The sequence below is a fragment of the Actinoplanes cyaneus genome (assembly GCF_016862095.1).
Taxonomy (GTDB): Bacteria; Actinomycetota; Actinomycetes; order Mycobacteriales; family Micromonosporaceae; genus Actinoplanes; species Actinoplanes cyaneus.
Genome location: NZ_BOMH01000020.1, coordinates 25,963 through 41,886 on the forward strand (window position 1 = coordinate 25,963; position 15,924 = coordinate 41,886).

Genomic DNA, 15,924 nt, shown 5'->3' on the forward strand with positions numbered 1-15,924 from the left:
GTGATAGATGACACGCGTCATCTATAGTGGGAGGCATGGGACGGGTATCGCAGGCACAGGCCCGGGAGAACCGGGAACGGATCGTCGCCACGGCGGCCCGGCTCCTCCGGGAGAAGGGCATCAACGGGATCAGCGTCGCCGATGTGAGCGCGGCGGCCGGGCTGACCCACGGGGGCTTCTACAAGCAGTTCGAGTCGAAGGAGGCGCTGGTCAGCGAGGCCATCGCGTACGCGTTCGCCCAGCAGGCGACCCGTCTCGAGGCGGATCCCACGCTGCTGGACGGCTACCTCACCCCGGAGCACCGGGACACTCCCGGGACGGGCTGCCCGGCGGCCGGGTTCGCCGGTGATGTCGCGCGCGCGGCGGGTGGGGAGGCGGCGCGGCAGTCCTACGCCGACGGCGTCGCCGCCTACGCCCGGATGCTGGGCACCGACGACGAGCCCGACCTGGCGGCGGTCAGCATGATGGTCGGCGCGCTGATCCTGTCCCGCGCCACGGCCGGCACCGAGATCTCCGAGCACCTCCTGGCCGCGGCGAAGCAGGCACTAGACGAGCGGTAAGCCCCTCTGGAGCAGGTCCAAGCCGTCCAGCAGGCGATCGAAGTCGCCCCGCTCGAGCGTGGAGTTCCCGGTCATCCGGCCGGGCGGCAGGATCGCGAGCACCACGCCGGCCACCGCGCCGCCCATCGCCCGGACCCGGAGGTCGCCGGCCGCGAGACCGGTGCGCTCGGCGATCACGTCGCAGATGAGGTCGAGTGCCTCGGCCATCTGGTTCAACGCCCGGGACCGCAGCTCCGGCACCTCGGCGAAGAGTTTCTGCCGGCGGCGCTCGCTCTCCCACACCTCCGGCGACATGGTGAGGAAGACGTCGCGCATCGCCCGCCGGATCGCCTCGATCGGCGGCACTTCCGGCGGCTGCGCCCGCACCGCCTCCACCAGGATCGGGTCGTAGTCGTCGACCAGGATCACGTCCTCCTTCGCCGGGAAGTAGCGGAAGAACGTGCTCGGCGAGACCTCGGCCGCCTCCGCGATCTGGTCCACGGTGGTCGACGCGTACCCCTGCTCCTCGAACAACCGCATCGCGTGCTCGCGGATGGCGGCCCGGGTCTTCGCCTTCTTGCGTTCGCGCAGACTGGTGGGGGGCGAGGTCATACCCCCGATTCTGCCAGCACGGTCTCGGCAGAGCCGGTGGCCGGGCGGCGCACGTGCCGGGGCAGGATCAGCGCGAGCAGCACGCCGGCCGCGGCCACCGCGCCGGTGGTGACCAGCGCGACGTCCATGCCGTGGGTGAACGCGTGCTGGACCGTCTCCAGCATGCCCGGGTCACCGGCGCGCTGGGCCAGCGCGACCCCGGACGCGGCGCTGTCCCGCGCGGCGGCCGGCAGCCCGGCGGCGTCGATCTCGTCGCGGTATCCCGCGTTCAGGACGGTGCCCAGCACCGCGACGCCGATCGCGCCGCCGACCTGCCGCATCGCCTGGATCAGGCCGGAGCCGACGCCGCTGCGCTCCGGGGTGAGGGCGGCGAGGGCGGCGTTCATCGACGGCGGCAGGGTGAAGCCGAGTCCGAGGCCGGCGACGCCGACCCAGGCGGCGACATAGCCGTAACCGGTGTCCACGCCGGTCCGGGCGCCGGCGAGCAGCGCGGCGGCGATCAGCGCCAGCCCGGCGCCGACGACGACCCGGGCGCCGAGCCGCGCGACCAGCCGATCGGCGAGCCGGGCGCCGACGAGCAGGCCGCCGATCACCGGGAGCAGCCGCAGGCCGGTGCCGAACGCGTCGTGCCCGCCGACCGCCTGCAGGAACTGCGGCACCGCGAAGAGCAGGCCGAAGAACGCGAAGCTGGCGACCGTGGCGAGCACCGCGCCGCCGGTGAAGCCGCGGGAACGGAACAGGTCGAGGTCGATCAGCGGCGCTGTCGCGCGGCGCTGCCACACGGCCAGGGCGATCAGGGCGACGACGCCGCCGGTGATCGTGAGGGACGACCGCAGGTCACCCAGGCCCTTCTCGCCGGCTTCGACGATCCCGTACGTCACCGCGACCAGCCCGGCGGCGGAGAGCACCACCCCGAGCGGGTCGAGGCGCCGTGTCCGGTCGCCGTGCGACTCCGGCACCCAGGCGGTGACCGCGAGCAGGCCGAACGCGACGACCGGCAGGTTGATCAGGAACACCGAGCCCCACCAGAGGTGGTCGAGCAGCCAGCCGCCGAGCAGCGGGCCGAGCGGGATGCCGAGCGCGTTGGCGGTCACCCAGATGCCGAGCGCGCGGGGCCGGGTCTGCTCGTCGAAGACGACAGTGAGGACCGCCCCGATCAGCGGCATGATCACCGCGGAGGCGAGGCCGAGCACGGCGCGCGCGGCGATCAGCTGGCCGGTGCTGCCGGCGAACGCGCACCACGCGGAGGCCGCGCCGAAGAGCAGGAGCGCGCCGAGCAGGAACTTCTTGCGGCCGTACCGGTCGCCGAGCATGCCGGCCGGCAGCAGCGCCGCGGCCAGCACCAGCAGGTACGAGTTGGTGAACCACTGCAGGTCACCGGTGGTGGCGCCGAGGTCGTTGGCGAGCGTGGGCAGCGCCACGCTGAGCACCGTGCCGTCGAGGCCGACCGCGAGGGTGCAGAACGCCAGAGCGGCGAGCGCGAACCAGCGCGCTTGGGAAGTAGCCATGGAATGACAGTAACTCTCAAAAGCTATGCGCTGTCAGTTTGCTCAGAGTCCTCTCAGCCTTGGGCGTGCCTTTCCCACAGATCTCTCATGTTGTGTGAGGATCATGGCTGGGGATGGGGGTGGGGATGCCGTGAAGAAGGTTCTCGGCTGGGTGCTGCTGTTCCTGCTGGTCTTCTGGATCGGCACGAACCCGGGGCCGGCCGCCGACGTGGCGCGCAGCATCGCCGACGGCGTCGCCCAGATCTTCACCAACATCGGCACGTTCTTCGTCAACCTGTCGAACGGCTGAGTCACCGCCCGCGCAGTCCATTGACGACGGCGCGTGAAGCCGCCGCCGGCCGCTGCGCGACCCCCCGGCGCAAGGGCGATTTCCGTGGATGGGCACAACCCGGGAGCGGCACTACCCGTGGTGGCCGACAGGGCGACCCGGCGTCGTCATACGATCGGCGTGAACCACCGGACAAGGACGGAAACGGGTGACGATGGAGACGTTGGAGTTCCAGGCCGAGGCGCGCCAGCTGTTGCAGCTGATGGTCCACTCGATCTATTCGAACAAGGACATCTTCCTGCGTGAGCTGATCTCGAACGCGTCCGACGCGCTGGACAAGCTGCGCCTGGCCAAGCTGCAGGACGGCCTCGAGGCGGACACCTCCGACCTGCACATCGAGATCGAGGCGGACACCGAGGCACGGACGCTGACCGTGCGGGACAACGGCATCGGCATGACCCGCGAGGAGGTCGTGGCCCTGATCGGCACGATCGCCAAGTCCGGGACGGCCGACCTGCTGGCCAAGCTCAAGGAGGCGTCCGAGGCCAAGGGCGACGCCGAGCTGATCGGTCAGTTCGGTGTCGGCTTCTACTCGACGTTCATGGTCGCCGACAAGGTCACGCTGGTGACCCGCAAGGCCGGGACCGAGGGGCACGGCACGCGCTGGGAGTCGGCGGGCGAGGGCACCTACACGATCGACGACGAGCCGGACGCCCCGGTCGGCACCACCGTCACGCTGCAGCTGCGGCCGAAGGACGAGGAGGACGCGCTCTACGACTACGCCGACGAGTGGCGGATCAAGCAGATCGTCAAGCGATACTCGGACTTCATCTCGTTCCCGATCCGGCTCGGCGACGAGACGCTGAACTCGCAGAAGGCCCTGTGGGCGCGCCCGCGCAGCGAGGTCACCGACGAGGAGTACCACGAGTTCTACAAGCACATCAGCCACGACTGGACCGACCCGCTCGAGATCATCAACATGAAGGCGGAGGGCACCTTCGAGTACGAGGCGCTGCTCTTCATCCCGTCGCGCGCCCCGCACGACCTGTTCCAGCGCGACGCCCGCCGTGGCCTGCAGCTCTACGTCAAGCGCGTCTTCATCATGGACGACAGCAAGGAGCTGATCCCGGACTACCTGCGCTTCGTCAAGGGTGTCGTCGACGCGGCCGACCTGTCGCTGAACATCTCGCGCGAGATCCTGCAGCAGGACCGGCACATCCAGATGATCCGCCGGCGCCTGGTCAAGAAGGTCCTGTCCACGATCAAGGACCTGATGACCAGCAACCCGGAGAAGTACGCGACGTTCTGGCGCGAGTTCGGCCGGGCCGTCAAGGAGGGCCTGCTCAGCGAGCCGGACAACCACAAGCCGATCCTGGAGATCGCGTCGTTCGCGACCACCGCGCAGGACGAGCCGACCACCCTGGCCGCCTACGTCGAGCGGATGAAGGAGGGTCAGGAGGAGATCTACTTCCTGACCGGCGAGAGCCGCTCCCAGGTGGTGAACTCGCCGCACATGGAGGCGTTCGCCGAGCAGGGCTACGAGGTGCTGATCCTCACCGACCCGGTCGACGAGATCTGGGTCGACGCGGTCCCCGACTTCGACGGCAAGAAACTGCGCTCCATCGCGCGTGGCTCGGTCGACCTGAAGAAGGACGAGGAGGAGAAGGCGCCCGAGGGTGACTTCGCCCCGCTGCTCGGCTTCCTCAAGGAGAAGCTCGACGAGCAGGTCAAGGAGGTCCGGCTCTCGCACCGGCTCACCACCTCGGCCGCGTGCCTGGTCAGCGACCAGGACGACATCACGCCGGCGCTGGAGAAGATGTACCGCGCGATGGGCCAGGAGGGGCCGCGGGTCAAGCGGATCCTCGAGCTGAACCCGAACCACCCGCTGGTCGCGGGGCTGCGCTCGGCCCACGAGAGGGGCGCGGAGGACCCGGCGCTGCCGGAGACCGCGGAGCTCCTCTACGGCACGGCGCTGCTGGCTGAGGGCGGTGACCTGGAGGACCCGGCGCGCTTCGCCAAGCTCCTCGCCGACCGCCTGGCTCGCACGGTCTGACCCGTCGTCCCAGCAATCGGAGCGCGGCCCTGCGGGGCCGCGCTTCCCGTTTCCCGGCGCACCCCGCCGCGGGCTGGAGCCACGAGGCCCACCCGCCTGAGCCGCCACGCCCGCCGCGAGCTGAAGCCGCCAGGCCCGGCAGGGTCGAGCCAGCGGCGCGGCGCGGTCTTCCGGCTGGTGCTCATGGGCGTTATGAGGCACGAATAACGCCCACGAGCGCCAGCCGGAACAGTGAGCGCGCCACCGCCGTGCCCACCAGCCTCCTCGCGGACTCCGGCAGGCGAGACGCGCCGGCAGCTCAGAGCCCCGGTGAACTCAGCAGCCGGGGCCGGCGGCGCGACCGCCGACGATCCGGTAGCGCGAGATGTCGCCGTCGACGTAGGGCTTCAGCTGCGTGATCGATGTCGGGTCGGTCTCGTTCACGGCGATGAAACCGACGATCGCCGTGTCCACCGTCCGGCAGGTCGCCTTGTCCGCGACCGCCCGCGCGTCAGCCGTGATTTTGTCCGGGTTTAACGCTGCGTAAGAACCGCCCGCAACACTTACCGTCACCGCTGCCGCCATTGCCATCTCCATCAAGCGCACTGGAGCAGGCTAGCCATCATCACCGCGCGTGACAGTGGCCCGATCGGGCATGATCACGGGCACGGAAAGCGACTGTGCCATTCCGGGGGAATGAATCCGGATGAGGCTTTACGGGACGGCTGCCGCTTTTATACCGTGATTACTCGGAGCAACGGTCTGATCACGCTGGAGGAACCCCATGCGTCGTGCCGCTGTCGTTCTCGCCGTCCTCGTCGCCGGTCTCTGGATCGCCGCGCCGGCCCAGGCGTTCGCCCACAACAACGTTCACAACGTCTACTTCCACACCGTCCTCGACGCGCTGACCCTGCTGGTCGTCTCGGCGCCGGTCTGGACGGCGATGTTGTGGAGCGGCCGCCGCACGTGGCTGATGGCCGCACTGATCGCGGTGGTGCAGATCCCGGTCGCGGTGATCGGGTTCGTCCCGATCGTGAACCCCTACCTGCACCTCGCCCTGTTCCTGCTGGCCATCGGCCTGACCGCGGTCTCCCTGCGGACCGCCCGCAACCAGTCCCGCGCCGCCGTCACGACGCCGGCGACGTCCCGCTAACCACCCACCGCGCGCACCCAAACGCCGGTGGGGGCGCGCACGGCCAGGCCGATCACGGCCTGGCCGTTCTTTACCAGTCGCACCTGAGGGCATCCGGCTTGTGCCGGGGACCAGGAACCCGATCCGTCCCGTACGGCGTTGTGCCGGCAATGCTCCTCGTCGACATAGCCCCAGGCGAGCAGCAACTCCTCGCCGCCGAACGAGTAGCGGCCCACGCTCGCGATCCGGTCCCCCTCGGGTCGCCGGAAGAACTCGGCGCGCAGGCCCGGCACTTTCGTCCCCTCGAAGGACGCGTCCACCTCGGTCCGATGGGGCTCGAATTCCGACAAATCGGGTAGTGTCACGGCTCGGAGTCAACCACAGGCCTGGCCACGAGCTCCCGAACTCCGCGGTACCGGCCGGGCGTGGTTTGTTCACATTGATCTCGTCATCCGTTGTGATCCCCTTTTAACCTGACTGTCGGTGAGCACCGCCACAATGGCCTGGTGGTGACCGAGACGATGATGCCGGTCAACGGCATCCAGGTGTGCCTGGAAACCTTCGGTGAACGCACCGAGCCCCCTCTCCTGCTGCTCGCCGGGGAGGCCAGCTCGATGGACTGGTGGGACGACGAGTTCTGCCGCCGGCTCGCCGCCGGTGGCCGGTTCGTGATCCGCTACGACCATCGCGACACCGGGCGGTCCAGCGCGTTCCCGGCCGGCGCGGCGTATTCGGGTGTGGACCTGATGAACGACGCGCTCGGGGTGCTCGACGCGCTCGGGGTGCCCGCCGCCCACCTGGTCGGGCTGTCCCTGGGCGGCGCGCTCGCCCAGCGGATCGCCGTCGAGCAGCCACATCGCGTCCTCTCCCTCACCCTGATCGCGACCAGCGCCGGGCTCGGGCCGGACGCCACCCCGGTCCTCGCGGGCGTGGCCGCGGTCGCCGTCCGGACACCACCGGCCACCGAGGTTCGCGTCCGGGCCACGACCGACGAGGTCGACTGGTCGAACCGGCGTGCCGCAGTGACCTGCCTGATCACGGAGATCCGGGCGCGGGGTGGCCCGTTCACGCCGGACGAGCCGCAGTTGCGCCGCCTCGCCGAGCGCGTCTTCGACCGGTCCGGTGACCTGGGAACCTCGCGGGCGAATCACCGCCGGGCCGGTTACGGGCCACCGGTGCGGGATCGGCTGGCCGCCATCGAGGCGCCGACGCTGATCCTGCACGGGACGCTGGACCAGCGCTTCCCGGCCGAGCATCCGCGCGAGCTGGCACGGGTGATCCCGGGCTCGCGACTGGTGTGGCTGGAGGGCGTGGGCCACGAGGTTCCGCCGCGTGCCGTGTGGAGCCAGGTGCTCACCGAGATCCTCGGCGAGCCCGCCGATCCGCTGACCCCCGCCGCTTGAGGCTCGACAGTCGTCCGGGCGAGCGGATCAGGGGCGGGCCCGCGCCGGTCAGGGGCAAACCCGCATGCCGGTCAGGGGCGGGCGCGCACGCCGGTCAGGGGCGCGCGCGCACGCCGGTCAGCAGGGCCAGGCCGGCGACGACGGAGCCGGCGCAGGCCGCGAGGTAGCCGAAGACCAGGACCGGGCCGGCCGCGACGCCGAGCCCGGCCAGCACGAGGACTGCCAGGAACGCGGTGGCGGCCGAGCCGGCGGTCAGGACCCAGCCGGCCGCTTTCTGGGCCGGCGTCCAGCGGGACGAGCCGGTCGCGATCAGCATCCCGGCGGCCGGGCTGATCACCGGCATCAGGAACGTGCCGCCGATCAGCAGGGCGAGCGCCGCGGATTCGGCTCCGCCGCCCACCACCGCGACCCGGGGTTCCGGTGGGACGTGGGGCGCCGGGGCGGGCAGGCGCAGATGCACCGGCAGGAAGCCGCGGCGGGTGGCCGCGGCCAGCTGCTCCGGAGGCCCTAACCGGCTCAGCACCGGCCCGGGGTCGGCGCCCGGCTCGTGACGGGCCGCCACGTAGTCGGAGACCGTGCGCATGAGCTCGTCGCGCAGGTCGGGCGGCAGGTCGTCGCTGGCAGCCCACAGCGCGGCGAGGTAGTCGAGCACCAGCGCGTCGCCGTCGGCGAGTGGCGCGGTGGGCATGGTGGCAGGCAGGGCGGTCGTCATCCCGGTCCTCCTTCACGAGGCAGCGATGCCGTTCAGCATCGACCCCCGTGCGGGCGGGCACATCGGACCAGGGTTGTATTCCGCGGCGCCGGTATCAGACTTTCGGCCTATGGTCGGGGGTATGCGCCTGGTCTCTCTGCTTCCGTCCGCGACCGAGATCGTCTATGCCCTGGGTCTGGGGGACGATCTGGTCGGGGTGACGTTCGAGTGCGACGAGCCGGCCGCGGCGCGTTCGTCGAAGACCGTGGTGGTCGGCGGACGCGACACGCGGGACATGTCACCCGGCGAGATCGACGACTATGTGCGTACGCAGATGGCGGCCGGCGGTGATCTCTACACGTTGCACGCCGACGCGCTGGCCGGGCTCGCGCCGGATCTCATCCTCACCCAGGATCTGTGCCGGGTGTGCGCGCTGCCGTCCGGCCATGTGGACGACGCGTTGTCCCATCTCGGGTGCCGGGCGGAGGTGCTGAGCCTGGATCCGCACACGCTGGCCGACGTGCTGGCCACGTTCGTGGAGGTGGGCGCGGCCACGGGCGTACGGGAAAGGGCTCTGCGCCTGGTCGCGGATCTCGAGGCTCGCCTGGGGGCCGTGGAGAAGGCGGTGGCCGGCCGGCCGCGACCGAGAGTGGCCATCGTGGAGTGGGTGGATCCGCCGTTCACGGGTGGGCACTGGGTTCCCGATCTGGTCGCGGCGGCCGGTGGTGAGGCGGTGGCGGCGCGGCCCGGGCGGCGGTCGGTGCGGGTGTCCTGGGCGGAGCTGGCCGCACCCGAGCCGGAGGTCGTGCTCGTCACGCCGTGCGGGTATCACCTGGACGGGGCGGTGCGGCAGGCCGAGGCGCTGCTGCCGCACTTCCCGGAGGCACAGGTGTGGGCGATCGACGGGGACGGCCTGGTCGTGCGCCCGGGGCCACGGCTGGTCGACGGGGTCGAGGCGATCGCGGCGATCCTGCACCCGGAGGTCGTGCCCGAGGCGCGTCCGGGAACGATCAGGCGCGTCCAGTGACCAGGGTCATCGGGCGGGCGGACCACCGGGTGCGGGCCGCTTCCCGGACCTGCGACGCCCTGTAGAGCCAGTGGATGTCCCGGCCGAACGACCAGGCCAGCGACCCGAGCGCGATGGCGAGGGTCGCGACGGCGGCCCACGTCGGCAGCAGCCCGGTCGCGACGACGGCGAGCAGGACGCCCTGCTGAGCGGCGACAACCTTGCGGGAGAAGCGCGGCGGCAGGGCGGTGTTCAGCCAGGGCAGGGCCCAGGAGGCGGCGACGAAGGCGTAACGGAACGCGCCGATGGCGAGCGCCCACCAGCCGTACGAGAACCCGGCGTAGACGCTGAGCACCAGGATCAGGAACGCGTCGACCTCCATGTCGAAGCGCGCGCCCAGCTCCGAGGACGTCCCGGTGCGCCGGGCGACCTGACCGTCGACGCCGTCCATGGCGAGCGCCACGGTGGCGAGCGTCACCAGCAGCCAGACCGGGATCTCGTGCCCGATCAGCGAGCTGGTGACCAGGGCGGTCACCCCGCCGGTGAGGATGGCCCGGCTGAACGTGACCAGGTTCGCCCAGCCGAGGAACGTCATCCGGGCCCGGTCCAGGGCGATGCCGAGCAGGCCGCAGAGAACCACGCCGTACGCGATCCCGGCGATCCCACCGGCCAGCGTGAGTCCCGCTGTCCCGGCCAGCAGCGCGAGGAGCGCGAGCTGGGCCGCGAACCCGGCGAAAGGCGCCCGGTACGGGGTCGTCGTGGCGGTAGTGATGGTCACCATGCCTCCTGGACTTAGGGTCTAACCGCGCTGTCCTCCACTCACACGCTTGTCGAGGACTTTCGGTTCAGAGGAGTTGGTACGTGTTCGACGAGAGGGCCTTTTGGGTCAGTTCCCCTGGATCGGGTGAGTTACGCACCGAATCGGTGCCGGAGCCCGGTCCCGGCGAGGTGCTGGTGCGCACGCTGCACTCCGGGGTGAGCCGTGGCACGGAGACCCTGGTGTTCCAGGGGCGGGTGCCGGAGAGCCAGTGGGCGACGATGCGCGCGCCGTTCCAGGCGGGTGACTTCCCGGGGCCGGTGAAGTACGGCTACCTGAACGTCGGCGTGGTCGAGGAAGGTCCCGACGATCTTCGCGGGAAGCGGGTTTTCGCGCTTTACCCGCATCAGACCCGCTACGTGGTGCCGCGAACCGCTGTCACCGTCGTCCCGGACGGCGTCCCCGCGGCGCGGGCCGTCCTGACCGGCACCGTCGAGACCGCCGTCAACGCCGTCTGGGACGCGAACCCCCAGGTGGGTGACCGCATCACGGTCGTCGGCGCCGGCATGGTCGGCTCGTCGGTGGCCGCGATCCTGGCCGGCTTCCCCGCCGCCGACGTTCACCTGGTCGACGCGGATCCGGCGAAGAAGTCCGTCGCCGAGGCGCTGGGCGTCGACTTCGCCCTGCCGCAGGACGCCGCGGAGGACCGTGACCTGGTGATCCACGCCAGCGCGAACCCGGCCGGCCTGGCCCGCTCGCTCGAGCTGCTGCGGACCGAGGGCACTGTCGTCGAGCTGAGCTGGTACGGCGACCGGGACGTCCCGCTGCGGCTGGGCGAGAACTTCCACTCGCGCCGGCTGACGATCCGCAGCAGCCAGGTCGGCGGCATCCTGCCGCAGCGCGGGCGTACCTACGCCGAGCGGTTGAGCCTCGCGCTCGCGTTGCTGCGCGACGACCGCTTCGACGCCCTGATCACCGGCCGGTCACGCTTCGACGAGCTGCCCGGGGTCATGCCCCGGCTCGCCGACGGCAGCCTGCCGGCCCTGTGTCACGTGATCGACTACCCGGGCCGGAATTGATCTTTCCGGACCGGGTAACCGTTGTGGAGTTGAAGATCCGCCAATCGAGGAGTGAAACTTGTTCAGCGTCACCGTCCGCGACCACATCATGATCGCGCACAGCTTCTCGGGTGAGGTCTTCGGGCCTGCCCAGCGGCTGCACGGCGCCACGTTCGTGGTGGACGCCACCTTCCGCCGCCCGGAGCTGGACGATGACAACATCGTCGTCGACATCGGCCTCGCGAGCGAGCAGCTGAAGACGATCTGCGGCAGCCTCAGCTACCGCAACCTCGACGAGGACCCGGAGTTCTCCGGCGTCAACACGTCCACCGAGTTCCTGGCCAAGGTGATCGCCGACCGGCTCGCCGTCCGGATCGGCGCGGGCGAGCTCGGCCCCGGCGCGGCCGGCCTGACCGGCCTCGAGATCACCCTGCACGAGTCGCACATCGCCTGGGCGAGCTACGAGCGAACCCTGCGGTGACCTTCACGCTCCACGTGGTGCTGCCGGAAGGCGTCGACGATCCGGCAGCACCCAGCGGTGGCAATCGCTACGATCGCGCCGTTCTCGACCACCTTCAGGACCGGTTTCCCGTACGGGAGGTGGCCGCACCCGGTGACTGGCCCCGCCCCGCCCCGGCGGACCGGGAGCGCCTGTCCCGCGTTCTCGCCGAGATCCCGGACGGCGCGACGGTGCTGCTCGACGGCCTGGTCGCGTGCGGGGTCCCGGAGGTCCTGGAACCGCACGCCGCCCGCCTGCGCCTGGCGATCCTGGTCCACCTGCCGCTGAGTGACGAGACCGGCCTGTCCGACACCGACGCGGCCGAGCTGCGCGCCCTCGAAGGGCGGGCGTTGCACCTGGCCACGAGGGTGATCGCGACCAGCACCCAGGCGGCCGCTCACGTCGCGGCGATGCACGGGCTGGCGACGGTGCACGTCGCGGCTCCCGGGGTCGATCGGGCGACGCCGTCGGTCCCCTCCCCCACCGGGCGCCGGCTGCTCTGCGTGGCGTCACTGACCCCGCGCAAGGGCCAGGACGTGCTGCTCAGCGCCCTCGCGCGGCTGACCGACCTGGACTGGGAGTGCACGTTCGCGGGCGCGGGCCGGCCCCTGACCGCCGACACCCGGCAGCTCCGCTTCGCCGGGCCGCTGGCCGGGGCGGAACTCGAGGCGGCCTACGCGAACGCTGACCTGTTCGTGCTCCCGTCGCGCGCCGAGACGTACGGCATGGTCGTCACCGAGGCGCTCGCCCACGCGCTGCCGGTGGTGGCGACCGAGGTGGGCGGCGTCCCGGAAGCCCTGGGGACGGTGGCCGGCGCCGTACCGGGAAAGCTGGTGGCTCCTGAGGATCCTGAGGCGCTGGCGGCGACCCTGCGTGCCTGGCTGACCGACGCCGGCCTGCGCGAGCTCTGGCGCTCCCGTGCCGAGGCCCGGCGCGAGACCCTGACCGGCTGGGACGAGACGGCCCGCCGTCTGACAGCGATCCTGGATGAGCTCATTCTGAAGAAAACCGAGGAAGGAAGTCGATGACCGGAGAATTCAGCCCCGACTGGCTCGGCCTGCGCGAGCCCGCCGACGCCGACGCCCGATCCCTGGAGCTCGTCGGGCTGCTGCCGGCCCCGACGAAGGTGATCCGGGACCTGGGTTGCGGCACCGGCTCGCTCGGGCGGTGGCTGGCGCCGCGGCTGCCGGTCCCCCAGCTGTGGATCCTCACCGACCGCGACCACGACCTGCTGGAGATCGCCGCCGACCGGATGCCCGAGGGCGTCAACGTGGCGATCGACGAGCGGGACGTGACCGCGCTCACCAGCGACGACCTGATCGGTGCTGACCTGGTCACGTGTTCGGCCCTGCTCGATCTGCTCACCGCGCCGCAGATCGACCGGCTGGCCGAGGTGTGCGCGCAGGCCCGGACGAACGCGCTGTTCACGCTCTCGGTGACCGGGGTGGTGCGGCTCACTCCGGAGGATCCGCGCGACGCCGAGGTGCGGGACGCGTTCAACGCGCACCAGCGCCGTGACGCCAAGCTGGGCCCGGACGCCCCGGACTACGCGGCGGCCGCGTTCGAGCGGGCCGGGGCGCGCGTCGTCGTCCGGGAGAGTCCATGGCGACTCGGCTCACAGCGGCCGGATCTGACCGCCGAATGGTTGCGCGGCTGGGTCGGCGCGGCCGCCGAGGAGCACTCTGACCTGCGGTTCGACGACTATCTCGCGGCCCGGACCGCGAACCTTCCCGAGGTTTCCGTCGGTCACAAGGATGTTTTGGCGATCTTCGACTGAACCGAGTCCGGGCGGTCGGGCGTACTAGTCCCTGAGGGATCGACGAGGGGACAGGCAAAGTGAGCCGATCGTTCTGGGCTTGGGCCCGCCTGCTGGGCGGGGCGGCCATCATCGCGCTGGTGCTGTGGCGACTCGGCACCGGCGCGTTCCTGGACGGGCTGCGCGTTCTGGACGGCGGCACGCTGGCGCTGGCCTTCGGGATCGGCGTGGTGACCACGGTGCTCAGCGCCTGGCGCTGGTGCCTGGTCGCCCGCGGGCTCGGCATGCGGCTGTCGCTGAAGGACGCGACCGCCGACTACTACCAAGCGCTGTTCCTCAACGCGGCGCTGCCCGGCGGGGTGCTCGGCGACGTCGGGCGGGCCGTCTCGCACGGGCGCGAGGAGGGCGACGTGGGGCGCGGTGTCCGGGCCGTGGTGCTCGAACGCACGGCCGGGCAGATCGTGCTGGTCGTCGTGGGTGCCGCGGTGCTGGTGACCGTGCCGTCGCCGGTCCTGACCCTGATCTCGGCGAACGGCAAGGCGATCGCCATGGTGACAGCGGTGGTCGCGATCGCGGCGCTGCTGGCCCTCGGCATCGCGCGGCGGGTGCGGCGCAGCGGCTCGAACCTGGCCGGCGCCGCGCGGACCGGCGCCGCCTCGAAGCTGGCCGGCGCCGCCCGGACCGGTGCCGCGGAGATCCGCTCCGGGCTGCTGGCGCGGCGCAACTGGCCGGGCGTGCTGTTCGCCTCGGCGATGGTGCTCTTCGGCCACCTGGCGACGTTCCTGGTCGCGGCCCGGGTCGCCGGCAACCAGGTGTCGTTCCTGTCGCTCGCGCCGATGCTGCTGCTCGCGCTGCTGGCGATGGGGATCCCGCTGAACGTGGGCGGCTGGGGCCCGCGCGAGGGCGTGATGGCGTGGGCGTTCGGCGCGGCCGGGCTCAGCGCCGAGCAGGGGGTGACGATCGCGGTGGCGTACGGGATCTGCGCGTTCGTCGCGGCGGCGCCGGGCGCGATCGTGGTCGCCGTGCGTGCCGCGCGCAAGATGCGGCCCGCTCCGGTCGCTCCCGCGCCGATCGTTGCCGCCGAGGCCGCCTTCCGGGTGCGGATCACCGCGCCCGTCTCCCCCGCTGTCGTGGCCACCTCACCGGCGCCCATCCCGGTGCGGACCCGGCGCACCACGGTGCGGCAGCCGGCCTACAGCTCGAGCGGGGCGCCGGCTTGACCCCCGCGTTACTTCTCGAACCGCTCGGACAGGGCGTAGCGCAGCAGGACCACGTCGCCGATCTGGCGGACCTCGGCCAGGCCGGCACGGTTCTTCGGGCCGGCCGGGAACGTCCCGTCGTGCACGAACCGCGGCGCCCGCGAGTCACCGACGAAGAACGGCGCGACCACCAGCTGCAACTCGTCCGCGAGATCGCGGGTGAGGAACTGGGTGTGCATGGTGCCACCGCCCTCCACCATCAGCCGCCGCACGCCGCGCGCCGCCAGGTCAGCCGAGACCAGCCGCACGTCGACCGGGTCACCGCCGTCGACGACCGTCGCGAGGGCGCCGAGCCGCTCGCGGGCCTGGGCGACCGCCGGGGTGGCGCAGTAGACGAGTTTCTCCGCCTCGCCGGCGGTGAAGAACGCCGCCGCAGGGTCGAGGTCGCAGCGGCCGGTCACGGTGACCTTCACCGGGTCGGCCGGCTCGCCGCGGGCGATCCGGGCCGCCCGGCGGCGCTCCGAGCGCACCAGCAGGCGCGGATTGTCCTGGCGGATCGTCGCCGCACCGACCAGGATGGCGTCGCAGCCGGCGCGCACCTCGTCGACCCGGTCGAAATCCGCGTCATTCGAGAGGAGCAGGCGCTCCTCGGTGGTGTCGTCGAGATAACCGTCGATCGACATCCCACAACTCAACAAGGTGTACGGACGCTCAGCCATCGTGCGTCCACGATAATCCGCGGTGTGCGGCGGCCGATCTTCGGGCACAGCTTCCGCCACCGGAGTCACAATGGGAGGACCGATGTTGAAGGCCACCGTCCGACGGCAGGTGACCGTGCCGCTGCGGTTTTCCGACGGTTATGTAACGACCGCGCAGGTGATGACGTTCGACGGCCTGACGGACAAGCGTGAGCACCTCCTGCTCGGCCTGGGCGACTGGCGGCGGGCGCTGACCAAGTCGGCCGCGGGCGGGCGGGCGCCGCTGGTCCGGCCGCACAGCGAGTGCCTGACCGGTGACGTCTTCGGCAGCCAGCGCTGCGACTGCGGCCCGCAGTTGCGCGAGGCCGCCGAGCGGATCACCGAGCAGGGCGGCTTCCTGCTCTACCTGCGTCAGGAGGGGCGGGGCATCGGCCTCTACGCCAAGCTCGACGCGTACGCGCTGCAGGACGACGGCCTGGACACGTACGAGGCGAATGTCGCTCTGGGCCGTGGCGAGGACGAGCGGGACTACAGCCCGGCCGCGCAGATGCTGCTCGCGGTCGGCGCGGACCGGATCCGGCTGCTCAGCAACAACCCGGACAAGGCGATCCAGCTGGACTCCCTCGGCATCGAGGTGACCCAGCAGATTCCGACCGGCGTGCACGTCTCCGCGGCCAACGTCCGCTATCTGCGCGCCAAGGCATCGCACACCTCCCACACGATCGAGTTGCCCCTGGCCGAGTGACGCCAGGTTCCCGAACGCCCG

At 71.5% G+C, this 15,924-nt stretch carries 19 protein-coding genes; 12 read left to right on the forward strand and 7 right to left on the reverse strand.

Features of this window, described 5'->3' with window-relative positions:
- Nucleotides 1–35: 35 nt before the first annotated feature.
- Nucleotides 36–560, forward strand: a complete 525-nt coding sequence (locus tag Acy02nite_RS14440) for a TetR/AcrR family transcriptional regulator (RefSeq protein WP_203740811.1) — start codon at nucleotides 36–38, stop codon at nucleotides 558–560.
- Here the strand turns inward: Acy02nite_RS14440 and Acy02nite_RS14445 are convergent.
- On the reverse strand, nucleotides 546–1,151 hold the full coding sequence (locus tag Acy02nite_RS14445; RefSeq protein ID WP_203740812.1) for an acyl-CoA-like ligand-binding transcription factor: 606 nt from the start codon (nucleotides 1,149–1,151) through the stop codon (nucleotides 546–548). The two genes, Acy02nite_RS14440 and Acy02nite_RS14445, sit on opposite strands and share 15 nt — an antisense overlap.
- A complete protein-coding gene (locus Acy02nite_RS14450) occupies nucleotides 1,148–2,659 on the reverse strand; it encodes an MFS transporter (RefSeq protein ID WP_203740813.1) in 1,512 nt (503 codons plus the stop codon). The genes Acy02nite_RS14445 and Acy02nite_RS14450 overlap by 4 nt, the downstream gene beginning before the upstream one ends.
- A 130-nt stretch (nucleotides 2,660–2,789) precedes the next feature.
- On the opposite strand from Acy02nite_RS14450, the gene Acy02nite_RS14455 reads away from it, so the two are divergent.
- Together Acy02nite_RS14455 and htpG are read left to right on the forward strand one after the other, a co-directional pair.
- Nucleotides 2,790–2,948 carry a hypothetical protein gene (locus Acy02nite_RS14455; protein ID WP_203740814.1) on the forward strand — a complete coding sequence of 53 codons (159 nt, stop codon included), beginning with the start codon at nucleotides 2,790–2,792 and terminating at the stop codon, nucleotides 2,946–2,948.
- A gap of 187 nt (nucleotides 2,949–3,135) precedes the next feature.
- Nucleotides 3,136–4,980, forward strand: a complete 1,845-nt coding sequence (gene htpG / locus Acy02nite_RS14460) for a molecular chaperone HtpG (RefSeq protein WP_203740816.1) — start codon at nucleotides 3,136–3,138, stop codon at nucleotides 4,978–4,980.
- A 315-nt stretch (nucleotides 4,981–5,295) separates the two neighbouring features.
- Here the strand turns inward: htpG and Acy02nite_RS14465 are convergent, their stop codons facing one another.
- Nucleotides 5,296–5,556: a hypothetical protein gene (locus Acy02nite_RS14465; protein WP_239174822.1), complete on the reverse strand. Its 261-nt coding sequence runs from the start codon at nucleotides 5,554–5,556 to the stop codon at nucleotides 5,296–5,298.
- A 187-nt stretch (nucleotides 5,557–5,743) separates the two neighbouring features.
- Here Acy02nite_RS14465 and Acy02nite_RS14470 point away from each other — a divergent pair, with 187 nt between their 5' ends.
- The gene (locus Acy02nite_RS14470; protein ID WP_203740820.1) at nucleotides 5,744–6,112 is read left to right on the forward strand and encodes a hypothetical protein; all 369 of its coding nucleotides are present in this window, start codon (nucleotides 5,744–5,746) and stop codon (nucleotides 6,110–6,112) included.
- Here Acy02nite_RS14470 and Acy02nite_RS14475 read toward each other — a convergent pair.
- Nucleotides 6,109–6,456 carry a hypothetical protein gene (locus tag Acy02nite_RS14475; protein ID WP_203740822.1) on the reverse strand — a complete coding sequence of 116 codons (348 nt, stop codon included), beginning with the start codon at nucleotides 6,454–6,456 and terminating at the stop codon, nucleotides 6,109–6,111. The two genes, Acy02nite_RS14470 and Acy02nite_RS14475, sit on opposite strands and share 4 nt — an antisense overlap.
- A 141-nt stretch (nucleotides 6,457–6,597) precedes the next feature.
- On the opposite strand from Acy02nite_RS14475, the gene Acy02nite_RS14480 reads away from it, so the two are divergent.
- Nucleotides 6,598–7,494 carry an alpha/beta fold hydrolase gene (locus Acy02nite_RS14480; protein WP_239174789.1) on the forward strand — a complete coding sequence of 299 codons (897 nt, stop codon included), beginning with the start codon at nucleotides 6,598–6,600 and terminating at the stop codon, nucleotides 7,492–7,494.
- 94 nt (nucleotides 7,495–7,588) lie between these two features.
- Here Acy02nite_RS14480 and Acy02nite_RS14485 read toward each other — a convergent pair whose 3' ends face one another.
- The gene (locus tag Acy02nite_RS14485) at nucleotides 7,589–8,206 is read right to left on the reverse strand and encodes an HAAS signaling domain-containing protein (RefSeq protein WP_239174791.1); all 618 of its coding nucleotides are present in this window, start codon (nucleotides 8,204–8,206) and stop codon (nucleotides 7,589–7,591) included.
- Between the two features lie 121 nt (nucleotides 8,207–8,327).
- Between Acy02nite_RS14485 and Acy02nite_RS14490 the strand changes: the two genes are divergently transcribed.
- Nucleotides 8,328–9,212 (forward strand): ABC transporter substrate-binding protein, encoded by an 885-nt coding sequence (locus Acy02nite_RS14490; RefSeq protein ID WP_203740824.1) that lies wholly within the window; start codon nucleotides 8,328–8,330, stop codon nucleotides 9,210–9,212.
- On the opposite strand, the gene Acy02nite_RS14495 is transcribed toward Acy02nite_RS14490, so the two are convergent.
- Entirely contained in the window at nucleotides 9,196–9,969 is a 774-nt protein-coding gene (locus tag Acy02nite_RS14495; protein WP_203740826.1) for a CDP-alcohol phosphatidyltransferase family protein, read from the reverse strand. The two genes, Acy02nite_RS14490 and Acy02nite_RS14495, sit on opposite strands and share 17 nt — an antisense overlap.
- 83 nt (nucleotides 9,970–10,052) lie before the next feature.
- On the opposite strand from Acy02nite_RS14495, the gene Acy02nite_RS14500 reads away from it, so the two are divergent.
- From Acy02nite_RS14500 to Acy02nite_RS14520, 5 genes are read left to right on the forward strand one after another with little or no spacing between them, the layout of a single operon-like run.
- The gene (locus Acy02nite_RS14500) at nucleotides 10,053–11,027 is read left to right on the forward strand and encodes a zinc-dependent alcohol dehydrogenase (protein WP_203740828.1); all 975 of its coding nucleotides are present in this window, start codon (nucleotides 10,053–10,055) and stop codon (nucleotides 11,025–11,027) included.
- A 58-nt stretch (nucleotides 11,028–11,085) separates the two neighbouring features.
- Nucleotides 11,086–11,487, forward strand: a complete 402-nt coding sequence (locus Acy02nite_RS14505) for a 6-pyruvoyl trahydropterin synthase family protein (protein ID WP_203740830.1) — start codon at nucleotides 11,086–11,088, stop codon at nucleotides 11,485–11,487.
- On the forward strand, nucleotides 11,484–12,533 hold the full coding sequence (locus Acy02nite_RS14510; RefSeq protein WP_203740832.1) for a glycosyltransferase family 4 protein: 1,050 nt from the start codon (nucleotides 11,484–11,486) through the stop codon (nucleotides 12,531–12,533). The genes Acy02nite_RS14505 and Acy02nite_RS14510 overlap by 4 nt, the downstream gene beginning before the upstream one ends.
- Nucleotides 12,530–13,282 (forward strand): class I SAM-dependent methyltransferase, encoded by a 753-nt coding sequence (locus Acy02nite_RS14515; protein ID WP_203740834.1) that lies wholly within the window; start codon nucleotides 12,530–12,532, stop codon nucleotides 13,280–13,282. Before Acy02nite_RS14510 ends, Acy02nite_RS14515 begins: the two co-directional genes overlap by 4 nt.
- Nucleotides 13,283–13,341: 59 nt before the next feature.
- A complete protein-coding gene (locus tag Acy02nite_RS14520) occupies nucleotides 13,342–14,481 on the forward strand; it encodes a lysylphosphatidylglycerol synthase transmembrane domain-containing protein (RefSeq protein ID WP_203740836.1) in 1,140 nt (379 codons plus the stop codon).
- Nucleotides 14,482–14,489: 8 nt separating this feature from the next.
- Here the strand turns inward: Acy02nite_RS14520 and Acy02nite_RS14525 are convergent, their stop codons facing one another.
- Entirely contained in the window at nucleotides 14,490–15,179 is a 690-nt protein-coding gene (locus Acy02nite_RS14525; RefSeq protein WP_203740838.1) for a RibD family protein, read from the reverse strand.
- A gap of 82 nt (nucleotides 15,180–15,261) precedes the next feature.
- On the opposite strand from Acy02nite_RS14525, the gene Acy02nite_RS14530 reads away from it, so the two are divergent.
- Nucleotides 15,262–15,903: a GTP cyclohydrolase II gene (locus Acy02nite_RS14530; protein ID WP_203740840.1), complete on the forward strand. Its 642-nt coding sequence runs from the start codon at nucleotides 15,262–15,264 to the stop codon at nucleotides 15,901–15,903.
- The last annotated feature ends 21 nt before the right edge of the window (nucleotides 15,904–15,924 follow it).